The organism is Alphaproteobacteria bacterium (genome assembly GCA_019746225.1).
In the GTDB taxonomy this organism is placed as follows: Bacteria; Pseudomonadota; Alphaproteobacteria; order Paracaedibacterales; family VGCI01; genus VGCI01.
The window spans coordinates 26567-42052 of sequence record JAIESE010000009.1; the positions used below are offsets into that span (position 1 = coordinate 26567).

The 15486-nt window shown below is 38.9% G+C and carries 10 protein-coding genes; 7 read left to right on the top strand and 3 right to left on the bottom strand.

The features are described from left to right. Positions 1 to 54: 54 nt before the first annotated feature. A complete protein-coding gene (locus K2Y18_01105) occupies positions 55 to 834 on the bottom strand; it encodes a diphthine--ammonia ligase (protein MBX9804330.1) in 780 nt (259 codons plus the stop codon). A 534-nt stretch (positions 835 to 1368) separates the two neighbouring features. On the opposite strand from K2Y18_01105, the gene K2Y18_01110 reads away from it, so the two are divergent. Beyond that, on the top strand, positions 1369 to 1698 hold the full coding sequence (locus tag K2Y18_01110) for a hypothetical protein (protein ID MBX9804331.1): 330 nt from the start codon (positions 1369 to 1371) through the stop codon (positions 1696 to 1698). A 101-nt stretch (positions 1699 to 1799) separates the two neighbouring features. Here K2Y18_01110 and K2Y18_01115 read toward each other — a convergent pair whose 3' ends face one another. Then, a complete protein-coding gene (locus K2Y18_01115; GenBank protein MBX9804332.1) occupies positions 1800 to 3335 on the bottom strand; it encodes a lipase family protein in 1536 nt (511 codons plus the stop codon). 311 nt (positions 3336 to 3646) lie between these two features. Between K2Y18_01115 and K2Y18_01120 the strand changes: the two genes are divergently transcribed. From K2Y18_01120 to K2Y18_01145, 6 genes are all read left to right on the top strand, one after another. Then, complete coding sequence (locus K2Y18_01120; GenBank protein MBX9804333.1) at positions 3647 to 4225, top strand: LuxR family transcriptional regulator; 579 nt, start codon at positions 3647 to 3649, stop codon at positions 4223 to 4225. Positions 4226 to 4515: 290 nt separating this feature from the next. Further along, positions 4516 to 5853, top strand: coding sequence for a hypothetical protein (locus K2Y18_01125; GenBank protein MBX9804334.1), 1338 nt, complete (start codon positions 4516 to 4518; stop codon positions 5851 to 5853). Between the two features lie 155 nt (positions 5854 to 6008). Beyond that, positions 6009 to 7634 carry a hypothetical protein gene (locus K2Y18_01130; GenBank protein MBX9804335.1) on the top strand — a complete coding sequence of 542 codons (1626 nt, stop codon included), beginning with the start codon at positions 6009 to 6011 and terminating at the stop codon, positions 7632 to 7634. A gap of 286 nt (positions 7635 to 7920) precedes the next feature. After that, the gene (locus K2Y18_01135) at positions 7921 to 9060 is read left to right on the top strand and encodes a hypothetical protein (protein ID MBX9804336.1); all 1140 of its coding nucleotides are present in this window, start codon (positions 7921 to 7923) and stop codon (positions 9058 to 9060) included. 622 nt (positions 9061 to 9682) lie between these two features. Continuing rightward, complete coding sequence (locus tag K2Y18_01140) at positions 9683 to 12226, top strand: ABC transporter substrate-binding protein (protein ID MBX9804337.1); 2544 nt, start codon at positions 9683 to 9685, stop codon at positions 12224 to 12226. Between the two features lie 15 nt (positions 12227 to 12241). After that, positions 12242 to 14005 carry an NAD(P)/FAD-dependent oxidoreductase gene (locus K2Y18_01145; protein MBX9804338.1) on the top strand — a complete coding sequence of 588 codons (1764 nt, stop codon included), beginning with the start codon at positions 12242 to 12244 and terminating at the stop codon, positions 14003 to 14005. 7 nt (positions 14006 to 14012) lie between these two features. Here K2Y18_01145 and K2Y18_01150 read toward each other — a convergent pair whose 3' ends face one another. Continuing rightward, a complete protein-coding gene (locus K2Y18_01150) occupies positions 14013 to 15260 on the bottom strand; it encodes a tetratricopeptide repeat protein (GenBank protein ID MBX9804339.1) in 1248 nt (415 codons plus the stop codon). Between the last annotated feature and the right edge of the window lie 226 nt (positions 15261 to 15486).

A 15486-nucleotide genomic window follows, 5' to 3' on the forward strand; every position in this document is an offset into this window, starting at 1 on the left:
ATTTAATAGAAATTATAAGTTTTTGATTTATTACGAAGGTCTTTTATACCAGATCTAATTTGTTTGCAAACCAAGCTGAGCATAATGATAAACCGTCGTTTTGCCCTGAAATTTTACCTCATGTGAATAAATCCTTTCAACCTTTACAGGCAAGGGGTATTTGAAATGAGGTCCTGCGGTTACAAATGTATGAAATTCTCCATTTTCACCGCACGGATCGATAAGAGCAGGAAGGTCGACGAGAAATTGGGCGTCAAACTGCCGGCCTACGAAGCTGGCATCCAGAAAATCTCCATTGACGCAGACAACAATCGCTCTATAACCCAAATTGATAAACGATTGAGTTAAAGAAGTTCGTGCCTTTCCCCATAAGGGAAGATGAGGCGTCAAATCAGCTTCGAAACAAACCTTTTCTTCCCATTCGCGATTCGGTTGAATATCAATATCGCCGAAAATTCCGTGAGTAACTCCATCTTTAGAGAACTGCTTTAGTTCGGAAATGATAACACTTTCGTAGTTTTTCCATTCCGCCTTTGCCATCTTAAGAGGAATAGCAAGTGAAGAAGCTTGTAGCTCTAAAATCGCCGGCGAAATGGCATGAGAACGTGATCGTTCTCCAGTTTCGTCCATCATTGCCAAAAGAGCCCGTATTTTAAATTTACCTGCGAGCGCCTCATGTAGGGCTAGCATGGAGTCTTTACCGCCCGACCAGGAAACAACACCTTGAGAAGGCGTAATTTCATTTGCATCGATAACTGCATCGGCTTTTATTATTTGCGCTGAACTACTCACACTTGGTTGACCGCTAACGGGACCAAGCTCGGCCTCTTCCATAGAATTCGCTTCAGAGCATCCCATTCTTAGAGTTAGTACTATAAGAAACAAAATAGATGATTTTGTAAGGATTTTATTCATGGGTCAGTCCATCTTCTCTAAGCGGGTTGTTCCTTTTGCTTTTTGAGTTACAAGAGCATCTGCTAAATGAATCATCCCTCTTTCCTAATTCTTATTGGATGGTTAGGCAGATTTTAGCACATTACCTAGCCAAAGGCCTCATCTTTTTGCAGAGGTTTCAAACAGTATTCAAGAATATCTAACTCCCATCTATTTCAATGAAACTCGTTAACTGAGAGCAATCCTCAGCATGAATAATAGGGATACTTCCTCTTGAGAAACGGAATTGAGAGTCTTGAATCCCTCCAAACCGTTTGTAGGGTTTTCCAACTCCATACACTCCAGGCTATCTGAAGAGTACAAGTCCTTTAGTTATAGATAGAAGCCCTCATATATTACTGTGAAAAATACTCTTAAGCAGCAGGGCAGGGCAACATTCTTTTTGATATTGCTACTGTAATTACATTCTTTGCAATGAGTGGAAACCAAGAGGATTTTTTTCTAGAACGCTACTTTGGAAAAAAACCCACAGATGATCAGCGTTTACAATTAGACCTTATGAAGCAAGTTGTCCTAAGCTATTATGGCACAGCCTATCTGATGGTTGCAAAAATTGGACTTCATTTGCCTCCAGCCTCACAAGATATTCAATCGTTACCAGAAGCAGCTCTCTTTTTAAGAAACTACATACAAAACTCTTCTTCGTCGGCTTCTTCCAAAAATATTCAAGAATTTGGTTTGGTTTTATTAAATCAGGCCCAAAAGAATGCAAAGACGAGACTGCTCAGCAATTTTTTCGATTAATTATCAATATCAGCTTATCAATCACTCAAGTCTGCTCCTCACAATTAAAAAAAGGAAACCCCCTCTGAATATACGTCCAGAGGGGGTTTAGAGTTACTATTTTATAATCTTCCTTCCTTTCTGAGTCCTGTTTCAAACATCTTCTGAAGCTCAAGGTCTGTCGATCCAACAACTTCAGAGGAAAATACGGCGCCTCTCCCATCAGCAAAGTCATGACCATAATGGAAATGAGCCACTCGAGATGTGAGATAATTTACCCCCAGGTGTAAGGCCGCTTTTGGCGCAGCAATAAAGGGTTGTACGATGCGTTTTAACGCTCCCTTACTGAGTGACCAAAGGAACTTTGGAACTTTCCAAAATCCCGTTGATTTATCAATCTCATCCCTTACCTCTTTGACAAGTGACTTTAGATCTATCGCTTGTTTTAAAGCTTTGACTTGATCCGTTTTATACGCTTCAATAACAGCCTTTTGGTTCATCCAATAATGGACATCCAACCCTTTTTCTTTGATTCTTCTCATAGCATCAGAAGAAGTATCAAGAAGCAGATACCCTGAATCCTTATAGTTAAGAGTCTCCTTTAAGAATGGATATACAGATGGTAAAAGCCATTTTGTCGGACTCTTTCCAAGGGCAACAGGAACAGGATCTCCATGCAGGTTTTGACGAATGATACATTCCTCGCCAACAACAGCGTGTAAAGTATCAACGTAAGCTTTGTTTCCAACACGTGGTGCTGATAAAAAGTATCCATAGAATCTTGGATCTTTATGGTTATCAAATCCAAGACCAAAGAGGTCTGCGCCATGGTTTACTGCCATATCATAAAGCGCTAAATTACCTAAAGCTGCTCCTTGACTATGACCTGTAAACACAATGCGAAGATTTTCCCTTTCTTCTTGGGTTACTTCCTTTTTTGCTAAAAAGCGAGTGATGATTTCAAGAAGATCTTCTTGAGTAGTAACATATTTATGAGCAAATCCTTTATGGACACTTCCTGCCATGTCCAATGCATGAAGGCTATCACCAGCTGCAGTTTTGCTTTTAATGGCTCTTGGGTTAATGATTGGAACATTTATGTTGGTTGTCCACCCAGCCCCGACGCCGTCATCTATGGTAGATGTTCCATGATAAACTACGGCTATCAACCTCTTAAGTTTATTGTAGTAAACAAGGCCTGAAAGGTCACCAAAGTAGCTGCTCATACCTTCTAACCCAGTCATTCCGGCTATCAGCTTCCACCCTTGCTCTTCTAACTCAACCATCTTGAGATCAGAGAGAGCAACGTGGCCTTTTACCATAGAATAACTTAATTCATTCAGGGCAAGCAGGTCTTTGTTGATTTCCCCTAGAAAAGGAGTAAGAGAGAACGTCCCATCTGACTTTTTCCCAATGAATGGAAGATGGCGGTTCTGAACATTGTCGATGACCTGTAAGGGAAGCTCTCTTACAAGTGTGCTAGGAAGACTCCGTGTCTGAGATAGCTGTGCCCTTTCTTCGTTAGGGTTAAAATACTCCTCGAACACTGTTGCAGGGGAGCGAGGGTCTCTAGCCATACTAGGACCTGACAATTCTGAATAAAGTGTCAGGACAAAATATGATAACTTTCTAATCTGATTGTTATGAAGTGTAAACATGATAGTCTCCTATTGTTAAGTATTGTTTTCAAGAACCTGGATTAGGCTGTCACCTGACCTAGGTCCGCTTAAGAAACCCCTTTTGAGCTTCTTAATTTTGTTAGTTTTTGGAGTTCTGCTTTTTGGCCATGCATCCTGAACTAACACCTACAGGTTATGGGGAAAAGCGAGGCATACCCATCCTGAGAAAGGCTGTAATCATGCTTTCTAAGGAGAAATTACTTAGATTTATTTAGGGTAAGATACGCCTAGATTAAATGGTGTGATTCGTTCAGATTGGTGAAAAGAAGAATAGGTAAGTGGGTCCACCTATGAAACGCTTTAAAGCGAAGACACCATTAGAGGTTCTTACTTTTAATCATCGCAATTTGAAAAATATTAAGGGTGTAAAGTTTACCCCAAGAGAAATAGATGTCGTTGCGTGCTTGCTGAGTGGCAAAGGGACAAAGACTGTAGCCAAATTTTTATCAATAGAAGATAAAACGGTTGAAACTCATAAATATAATAGAATGCGAAAACTGGAGTGTAACTCCAAAGAAGGCATTGTAGATTTCTTAGAAAAGTCTGATAAATTTTCTCTCCTAAAAAGTCACTATTTGGCACTATTAGTTCAGTCAGTCTTTAAGAAATATCTCTTACAGATATTTAATATGAAAAGTAAGAAGGCCCTCGTTTGTTCCTTGGTTTTTGGAGAAAAGGGAGAGGATAAAGTTCTGGGGAGTCAAATTATAGATGACCTTGAGCTTGTTGGTGTTCAAGCCACTATCATTCGAAGGCAAGAGCATAGAAGTTTTAAACACCTCCTTCATCACATCAATTCCAAGGAAATAGATTGTGTTATTTATTTTGCATCAGAATTTTTTTCAGGCGTCAAATTAAATGCTATTTAATAGGCCTTGTGTTGCTTAGCTGTCAGGTTAAATAACAATAAAAAATTCTTTGACCCCCAAAAATTATAAAGTGTTGTCCATGTATAACTGTCTATGAATAAATTCATGAGGCGATCGGGGTAAATGGTTGCTTCTTCTTTGCGTTGGTCTTTATACCTTAGTCATGCTTTGTTCCTCTGTCTTTATCCATTACAAACGTTGATTTTGCTTTGCATATCCATGTGTTTACATGGGCTCCTTTACAGGATATATTATGAAAATTCAAACATACCGCACTAGAAGGTACACTGATGACGATATTTAGAATATTTCTTACTTTTTTAGTATTTTCTTTGTTTCATTCAGAAATTCTTTCCTCAGAGAGACCTTTTCAAGAAGAAGACCTAGAAGCTTCAACTCAACCGCAGCTCCGGCGTGAGGCATCCACTCTAAATTCAGACGATACCTCTAATTATTTTGATGCGAGCAATAGAGCTAAACGTTCTAAAATTGATGTTCCCTTGTTACGTCAGCTAAAAAGAAAAGATAAGGAAGTTGCTCCCACAAGGACTAGTCCCAGAAAGAAACCAACTTCTACAAGTGTAGTTCCTACTCCAATCGTTCCAAAATCAAAACCGGTTGATATGTTTTACACGCGCTTTTGCGAAGTTATGAAAAAGGGCCCTCATGCCATTGTACCTATTGAAGAAATCACTGCTCAAGATGAAGACAGAGAAGGAAGCCGAAAATGGGTTAAGTCTTTTGACCTGGACCCTCCCTCTCACTGGCATAAGGATAGTTCTAAGGTAATTAGAGCGATGAGAAGTACTAACAATACTAATCAATACCTACCTGCTGATACGAATTTTGCTATGGCTCGCTTAACCTTTACTCTGACTGAAGGTGCTCCAGTAGAGATAGATATTCCCTTTTTTTTCGTTAGCGGCTGGCCTGCTAATAGTAATAAAAACCCCATCCTAAATTTCTCAAAAAAACTTTCTGGGGGGGGGTTAAGTAAAACACTAGAGCCATTTAAAAACTATGGCTTAAGATTCATCACTATGACATATCAAGGAAATGAAGAAAAAACCATCCGAGGCAGGGAATATAATCCCTTTAGGAAAGAGTTAAGTGATCTAATGCAAAAGGAGCTTTTAGATCCGACTAGATTAATCTCAGAAGCCCGCCTGAAAACTCATATTAACATGTTTAGCGGTGAAGATAATAATATTCTCGCCAAATTATACTTTCACAGTGAACAATCTATCTGGCCTTGCGTCAAAGAAGAAATTGATAAGTTTAGAGCAAATCAAAAGAAGAAATCGATAGCGGATATTAGAAATCATCTTACAAAAGATCAAACTGACCCTATAGTTTCGGTTTTTTTGGATGTTTGCACTTTTTATGACGTGTGTTGGTGTTGTGGAGATACACTCACAAGCTGTTCACACACACTTGATTTAGGAGCTAAAGTCTTCGTTCGTGCTTCGGGTTGTGAAGCTTATTATGATCAGCCCTTATCTAAAGAAGCAGGTCCTTTGAGACAACAGCGGGAACAATTTAGTGGATTTAGAGATGGAAAAGCCTATGAACTGCTTCCAACCTTTAAACCCTATATCGCTCATGCAGCCGAGGAGGACTTATTATAAAGAACGTACTTTTCTTTAACTCTTTACGGGCATTTTGCGTTTGCGTACTATTTTACGCCTGCTCTTGGGCATCTGAGCCTACTGAAGGGCAAGGTTCTTATCAAGCTGGATTAAGGGGCCTCCAACTCTATCAAGAAGGACAATATTCCCAATCAGTGCCCTTACTGCAAAAGGCCCTTAACGGTGGTGAATTAACTTTTTCATTAACCTACGCTGATATTTGTCGTCGCAACTTGGATGGTGGAAATCATACAATTGCTGAAGCAGCAGAATGGTATATAAAGGGTGCAGAAGCCGGGGATGGTGATGCAATCTCCTATCTTAAGACCCTGCCAACAATTCAACCGGACAGTCTACCAGCAAGCAAAGTCTCTGAACTCACTAAAATTTGGACTGCAGAAGAACTCATCTTCAATGCCAATAGAGGCTTTGAGCTTTACAAATCTGGAGATTTTGTTAGCGCTGCAAAGTATTTGAAGAAAGCCTCCTTGGGATATCATCCTCTGGCACAAGAATTATACGCTGATATTTGTTTACGTGAATTAGATGAAAAACCCCATACGTTAAAAGAGGCTGCTATGTGGTATCTTCTCTCTGCACTAGGAGGAGACCCTCAATCACATTCATATCTTATGAGCATCGTTCCAAGCATTTTCAATGATCAGGATCCTGACAGACAGATGGAATGTATCGTTCGAAAATGGGTTTATGATCTTACTATTGGAAAGATAACGCCTGTTCTCCCAAAGGACATCAATAACTTTTTGGTATTTGAATTTGGACGTAATATTAATAAGACAACTGCCCAAAAGCTTCCTTACTTCTTTGACAAGTTTGTTAATGCTCTCCTTTGTAGTACTGGAGAACTACCACAGACTGTTGTTGAGGAATTTGATGCCAATGCTATGGATTTATCCCCACGGTTAGAAGCTTCAGGCTATCATCCAACTTGCAAGATGGAATATGAAGCGTTAGAGGGGAGACACCTTATAAGACACAGTGTTTCCTGCTTTACTTTTGGCCCCGTATATTTTTCCTACTTCAAAACATTAGACTCTATTGAAGACGGCTTTATCCCAAAGCCAGCTAAGGCTCCAAAAATTGGGGTGGTTTATGAATTTATTTTGAGATCAGTACAGGAAGCCACGAAGAATAGGAATGCAGCCTCTCTTACAAACTTATCACATCAAGAGTATCCGTGGCTTCTGGCAGGTTTCAAATTCTGGAGAGAAAAATACACTCGTCAAGAATTTCCTCTACAAGGTCATAGCGAGCAAGAGATTCTTCAACAGCTCACCGAAATGAAGGAACCGTTTGAGGAAGATGACATAGCTGCATTTCTTAAGCTGCTTGAAGATGATAATATATGGCCCAATGACATAGATCACCCGGTTACAAAAGAGTTTGATGAAAACGTCAGGAGGTTTTTTTCATGTCACATTTCTATGAGTTGCCCCTTAGTTCAGGAAATGCAGCGCCACTTCTTTGAAAGTCTGATATCACATACCCTGGATTGCACAAAAAAGACAGATTTAGAAATTCTCCAAACATCACTTCTTATGTATCATTGTGAATTTCTCGTACTCAACAATCTTGAAAGTAATTCGGGTTGTTATAAGGCCTTGTGCCAAGGCCAACGTTATTTCTATCATCTTGTAAGGCTAGATCTTCAATTCACTTCAACCTTTAATGATAGATCAACTAATGGAAAGAAGATTATCAGAATAGTTCACAAAATAACTAAAAGAGGTTTCGATGTGACTCAAAGGAAAGCAGAGTAGATAAGCTCGTATACTCCTTTTCCGTACTATTAAATCTTCTCCTTACAAGCCGTCTCGAAACCCTCACCAACCCATGAATTTTAAATGCACCCTTCGCAAACGGACAATCCCATGGTTGACAGGCTCGGATAGCAAAAATGCAGGAATTAGGGAGTGTATGAGAATAATTGACTATTTCAATATAATCATAAAATTTTATAGACTTGACATCCCGGATTTAAAAGCAAAATATGCATTGTGTAAGTTAGAGTCCAGTTCTTAAACAATTAACGATCAGGAGAGCTATATGAACTTTATAAAAAATTCCATTTTATTATCGGCATTTCTTCTTTTAATGGCCCAGGAAGTATCCTCTGCCGAAGCTAAAAGGAGCAATGATGATGAATCTATTTCAAAGTCTTCATTTGGTGAAGTAAAGGTATCTAAAAGAAAAATAGATATTTCCATACCAGTTGATTCAATACCATTTGACCCTACAAGAACTCAACTTTATAGCAGAAATGAGTTGTATGGTGAAGCATTTGGCGTAATGGATAAAACGCCACTTCCTTATGAACAGACAAAAGATTCTGATATATACACAAATTTTGTTAAGAATTATCCTACCCCCGTTGAACTGGCTCTTTCGCAACGTTTACATGACCATGCAATCACAACGGCATTAGACCTATACCTTAGCAAGTTTGATGAGCGTAAAATAGTGGGGATTATGGGAGGACACAGCGTAGCAAAGAGAGATACTGAACATTTTACCAATACAGCAAAACTTGCATACAGATTAGCGAACGAAGGATATATCATCATTACTGGCGGTGGACCGGGAGCTATGGAAGCGGCTCACTTGGGTACATGGTTTAGAGGAAGACCATTGAGTGATTTAGAGGCTGCTATTGCTATCCTTAGGGAAGTTCCTGAATTTGAAGATAATCCAGAGTCTAAAACTCGATGGTTAAGTAAAGCGCATGAGGTAATTGCAAAATACCCTAGGCTACTAAAGGATGACGCATACCCAGATGTAGGCATTCCTACGTGGTTTTACGGACACGAACCCTCCGCTCCGTTTGCTTCGTACATTGCAAAATATTTTCAAAATAGTGTAAGAGAAGAAGGCATATTAACATTGGCCAGAGGTGGAATTGTTTATGCTCCGGGAAGTGCTGGGACGATACAAGAAATCTTTCAAGATGCGGGTCAAAATTATTATGCTAAATCATCCAATCCTAGAAATAAGTTCGCCAGTCCTATGATATTTTTTGGACAGAACTATTGGCAGAATACGCGAGTGAACGTTCCTGCTAATTATCGTACCGTCGGCACAGATGTGTATAAAACCTTAAAAGATCTTGCCAGGCCGTATGAAAAGTTGGTGCAAATTACGGATGATATAGACAAAGTAGTTGAATATTTAAAGGATTTTTATAAATAACAATCATTTGAATGTTGCCTAGGTAGTATCCAAAATGGCAACGTGGGGTAGGGAAGGGTAGTCAGGAAAGTGCCAAACAGACAAGCACATTTCCAACTACCCACCTCTCTTTACTTTTGATGACTCTTTCCGTGTCCATATTTTCCGAATTTGGCTTTCTGCTTCTTTTGTTGTGGTTGTGGGAGTAAAGGTTGAGAGAAGTGCCTTTAAATCTAAAAGTTGATGTTCATAAAGGGATCCTCTCAAGTTGCACAAATTCAGATTTTACATCTGGAGTTGTATCATGGAAATTTAATTAAAAAATGTGATTGTAACAGTCTGTCAGACATCCTGCTGTCGTTATCCTTTCAAGAAATATCGTATATTTTGACTCATCCAGCTGAATGTAGAATCCATAATATGGATCAGGAGGAAGAGGTGGAAAGGAGCCTTGCCTATCTTAGAAAGCATGCTTAAGCACTAGGAAACACTGGGTTGATAGTCGTCACTAGTATCTTTTAGACATGTTGTCGCAAGTTTAAGTAAGAGGCTTGTATCTACAAAGATAGGGGTATAATTATCATTTATCGATTGGCTTAGGAATTAGACCAATTGCAACATTACCGGAAATATGGAGAGTTTGATGGGTTTTTGTAAGAGTTTAATGGTTATTTCTTTGCTTTGTCTCTCAAATATCGCATTATCGGCTGAATTTGAAGGTGATTCAAAATCCCTTTCTGGCTCTCCTCCTTCATTCGCTCCTTTAACAAAACCCTATTCAATTCTCTTAATTGAAGAAGGTGAAAATAGCTTAGGAATTTATAACTCAGAGACAAGAAAAGAGATCGGACGTATAAAACTCAACTTTTATCCCCATGAGATAGAAGTATCAGATGATATGAAACGGGCTTATGTTTCTAACTTTGGCATTAGAGATTATGATGCCAAAATAGGATACCCTGGCAATAGTGTATCTATAATAGATCTTGAAAAATTTTGTGAAATTGGCCGGTTCTATACAACTCTTAATGGGAGAAATTATTGGGGCCCCCATGGTTTGAAATTGCATCCAGATGGCAAGCGCATATTTGTAAATGTTGAGTGCGTAAATGGTCGCTATCCTACTTCAAATGCCCCACAAGAATCAATGATTCTTATTTTTAATTTAGATGAGAATGTGGCACAAGGGTTGTTGCCCCCACCTCTCGACTCAGACTCCAAAGTAGTTTCATATCAAGTAATGCCTGGAACACACAATTTTCTATTTGCTCCACATGGAACTGATTACCAGAACACTGATTATAGGGAAATATGGTATTATTCTGGTTCTAACGGTGTTTCACGTATCAACTCAGAAACAGGCGCATTAATAAGACATTATCCCACAAATGCACAAAATACAAAACATAAAGGAACAACTTTTAATGGCGCAGTGAGAGGCCTATCGTTTAATGCAGAGGGGACACGATTGTTAGTATCTGCAAAAAACGAAATTTCAATTATCGACGTTAAAGTCGGGAGCAATACTTATGGTGAGATAATCCAACAAATTGGAAATTTAGGAGTTGGACAGCTATTTTATTCAAAGTTCGTTCCTGGTAAAAACCTAGTTTTAGCTCCTGCAGCACGAGAGAGTCAGGTCCTAGTTATAGATATAAGTCCTCAAATCAGTGATGAGAAACGGGTTGTGAAACGATTTATAACGGGTGTAGATCCTCTTCAAGTAATGATATCACCGTTTTTGGATGAACAGAAAGCCTTTGTAACTAATGCAGATAGCTCCTGGGTATCTGAAATCGATTTGGAGGGGATGCAGCTGAGTTCTAAGAGAATCCCTACAAAAGGGGGAGCAAATGGTATAGCTTTTTCAAATTACCTTCCAAGTCCCCCAGCGCATCCGATTAAAATTGGGGTGTGTTTACCTTTTACAGGCCAATATGCTGCAGAAGGAAGAGAATGTTTTTTAGGAATCCAATTTTGGCAAGAAACGATCAATAATGCTGGTGGGATTGTCGTTGGGAAAGACAGATATCAAGTAGAAATATGTCACGAAGATACGGCCTCAAGTATCGACGAAAAGACTCTAGAACAGCTCATTAGAGATTTTGTAAGAAGAAATTCAAGTTTACAGACAAATCAAGGTATTGTGGCGATGTTTGGGACTTACCCTTCATATGCAAATTTGCCTATCGCAAGAACTTTGAATCAATGGGATATCCCATTGATTACTTCTACAGGAAGGGATCCAGCTCTTTTTAATGCTGGGCTACAAAATCTTTTTGGAATTTCACCAGTAAAGCACATAGCTGATTTAACAGGCACATTCCAAACAATCTATCGCCATACACACCCTAAACCTATTACAGCTATGATTTTAGCGTGTAAAGAGTGTGATTCTCAAGAAGAAGCTAAGGCACTCGCAAAATATATTTCGAGAAACGGTGTTAAAGTACTTTCTCCTTTCAACTTAGGCACACTCGAGGAGCCCCCAATTATTTCTTTTACACATTGCTTGGCCTATCAGGAGTCAAGAGAACTAAAGGAGCTAAGTGAATTAATGGAGAGCCTTAACAAAGAAGCGCAGCAAAATTGCCAATATTACCCCGATCTTCTTTTCGTTTCTGGGCATAGAAAAGAATCAGCAGCTATTATTGACGCCTGCAACAAACTAGAATTTACTTATGGAACGCTCGCTCTCAATGTAGGAATAACAAGTCATCATTTTCTTGTTCAAGTTCCCTCTGCCGTTGAAAATATACTCGGAAGTGTTTGTTGGTCAGATGGTTGTTTCGAGTTTGCCAAGGATCGTTTTGTTGGTTCCACAGACTTTCAAAGATTGTTCTATGAAAGATATAGCGAAGACCCCTCAGAACTTGTTGCTGGATTTGCAGCTTCAGGTATTGTTGTAGAAGAGGGCCTCAAAAAATGTAAGACCCATAAGGGAGTAGTCGACTTTTCCGGACAAATTTTACTGGGAGCTATCCGCCCACTAGATCTAATGACATTTTATGGTCCAATTACATTTGATTTTAACACTGGGGCTAACACGGCAAAACAAATCATTACCGTACAACTAAAAACTGTAAACTCTAAGTTAAAAGGAGTACCGGTTTGGCCAGTTTCAATATCTGGTAAGGAAAAGCCTACTTTGCCACTTTCAAGAATGGTTTTAAAAAAAATCTTATGAAATAAGGATTTATAAATGAAAAAAAGATTGCTGAGTATATTCTTTTGGGGATTGTTATTTTCGTATCATTTTGTGAATTGTTCAGATACATGTGCTATGGAAGGAATTGTTACAAAGCATTTAATTAGACAAACCCCAGTATTAAGACAACTCACGAGAATTGCTCATAAGGATCAACTTCATAAAAGAGAAATAAAACACATAAAAGTTATTGGTGGAGGTATAGCAGGGCTTACAGCTGCCTATGAGTTAAACAAACTCGGTCATAAGGTAGAAATTATCGAAGCTTCAAGACGCGTGGGAGGAAGAATTTGGACTCATGCTTTCGAATCAACGGGGCAATATGGGGAGTTGGGTGCCATGCGGATTCCTGCAAGTCATGATTATGCACTGCATTATATTGGCGTTGCGGGTCTTATAGACAGTCTTCGGCCCTTTATTACAGCTCATCAAAATACAAATTGTTTCTATCATTTAAGAGGAAAAGCATGCCGAATGCGAGATGCAACAAGCTTTATAAATGAAACATATCATTTATCACCATATGAGCAAGAGCTTTTGTCCAAATTTCCTCCGCCGGAGATTTTGCGTCAGCATATATCAAGCGCCATTCAATTAGTCAAAACTGCGGGAAAGAATACTAATGGTGACCCCGAAAGTGAGGAAAATTGGGGGGGATTATTAGGAACAACTTTTTTGAGTGACCATGCACTTGAACTTGAGGGGCTCTCTCTTGGAGAGTTTTTAAAACGTCGTATGGAAAGTCCAAGTGCAAAAGAGTTAGTTGGGGTTACAACTGGATTAGAGTTGTGGTGGGACAAAGCTGTATCTATGTTTCTTCGTGAGGGAATTACTGAAACAGGCGATGGACTACAAGAAATTGTGGGTGGGTTTAGCAGATTGCCAAATGCCCTTTCTGACTTGCTAAGAAGTAAGGTGAATATGCGGTTAAATACAGAAGTAGTCTCACTTGAATTACTAGCTGATCCTAAACATAAAGTATTAATAAGAACTCGACCCACAAACCCAACAAAATGGGATTCTCCTCCGACAAATGAGAAAGTAACGGAAGAGACGGCTGATTATGTTATTTGTACTATCCCCTTTAGTGTTCTTAGAATGATGGATATTAAGGGTTTAAGTCCCATGAAAATGGAAGCTATACGCAATCTTAGTTATGCATCTTCATCAAAAGTACTCCTCCATTTTCAGCATAGATTTTGGGAGGATGGGTCTGCAGAAGAGCGTATTCTTGGTGGAGCCTCAATGAGTGATCAGATTACTCGCTGCACCTATTATCCTTCAGACCATGCTGTGCAGACATCAACAAAAAAAAGATCAAGAGCACACAACAGCATCTACACAGTCTCAGAACCTTTAAACATAACTCATAAACATGATCGAAATTTCAAGGCGTCTAACCCAGGAGTCCTATTAGGGAGCTATAATTGGGGACAAGATGCTATTAGACTCGGTGCTCTTCCACCCGATGAACGTGCAGAAGTCGTCATAAAGGAACTCGAAAAAATTCATCCAGAAATTCGTCAGCACATTCATCCAAGAGAACCCCACATGGCAATGTTTTGGGATTCATATCGTTGGAGTCGGGGAGCATTTTGTGGTATGCGTGCCAATGATATGAGAGAATATCATCATATTTCTAAGCAACGTGAAGGTAATTTATTCTTTGCCGGGGAGCACTGTTCTCTAGATTCAGGTTGGATTCAAGGTGCTATTAAGTCTGCCCTAGATGTAGTTGAAAAATTGTCAGAGAAATAAATTTCTTCTAACGTTGAATTTCGTGTTCTAACTTTTCTAACTTAGACTGAAACCTTACCAGATGTCTAGATTCCTTAGAATAGTGAGTTTTTAGGATTTGAAGGGATTGGCGTAAAAAATTTATAGCTTCTTTAATGTTATTTTGAGAATTTTGGTTTTTACCCTCTGTTTTATCATTTTGAGCTTTTTTTACATGTAGGTCTGAAAGCCTTTCTAAGGTGGTATAATACTCAGGATGGCTTTTTGATTGGAGTATCAACGAAGCATTTTTTAAGTGCTCTTCTGCTAAAACCACATCTCCTTCAAGTAGGTTCACCTCAGCGAGATTGGTTAAGCCCCATGCTATATCAAAGTGCTCAGATCCATAGTTCTTTTTGCAAATTTCTATGCTTCTTTCAATAACGCTCTTGGCCTTTTCATACTCTTTAAGGGCCTTATAAACCCCTCCGAGGTGTCTTAACGCACGCGCAAGCTCAATGTGCTTATCAAAAAAGTATTCCTTATAAACAGTTAGACTTTTTTCAAGGAGATCTTTAGCTTTTATTTGGTCTCCAAGTTCATGATAGATAATACCTAAATGTGCAGAAACCCATGCAATCCTAATGTGATTATCAGAGCAGTAATTTCGATAAGAGGTAAGACTCTTTTCCAGCATGTCTTTTGCCTTAAGGTAATCTCCAAGCTCTATGTGGACAGTTGCCAAAGTTGCCAAAGCCCAAGAAATTTTAGTATGCTCTGCTGGTAGATGCTGTTTATATAGTTCAAGGCTTTGTTCAATTAAATCCTTTGCCTTTCCATAATTACCGAGGTCTCTGTAAACAATTCCAATTTGAGCCAATATCCAAGCAACCTTAATATGGTTCTCAGATAAATGCTCTTGGTAGATAGAGAGACTTTCTTCGAGTGATAGCCTTGCTTTTTCATAGTTACCTAGGATTCTGTATGTAGTGCCTAAATACCCCAAAGTTCTTGCAATAACAGAAAAGTTTTCAACAGCACTTTTGTTGAGAATTGCAAGGTTTTGTTCGAGAAAAGTTTTTGCTTTTGCATAGTTGCCTAAATAGAAATATAAAGCTCCTAATGCACACCGGGCTGCTGCCTGAGAAGAAATTGGTAACAATTCAGAGTGTGTTAAAAACACCTCACAATGACTTTTCATTTTTAAAAGCTCATCTTCATCTATTGCTTTGGCCAAATAATTTTCTAAGGCAATCCCAATTTTTCCTAGAATTTCATCTTCTCTTTTAATATTCATGGTTTTGATTAGATACTTTAAACTTATTGCTTGTGTGCTTCTATGCACAGATATGCTAGGTATGTCATAAACTTTTGATTCATTTGTAATAAGAGAATATTGTTTTAGATGATAAATAAAATTATCAACAACTACATCGCTTTTTAAGGGAGGGTATTAACAAATAAGTGACGTCATGCTAAGATGCCTCCAAACAACTAATGGAGGTATAAAATGGAAATCGTTT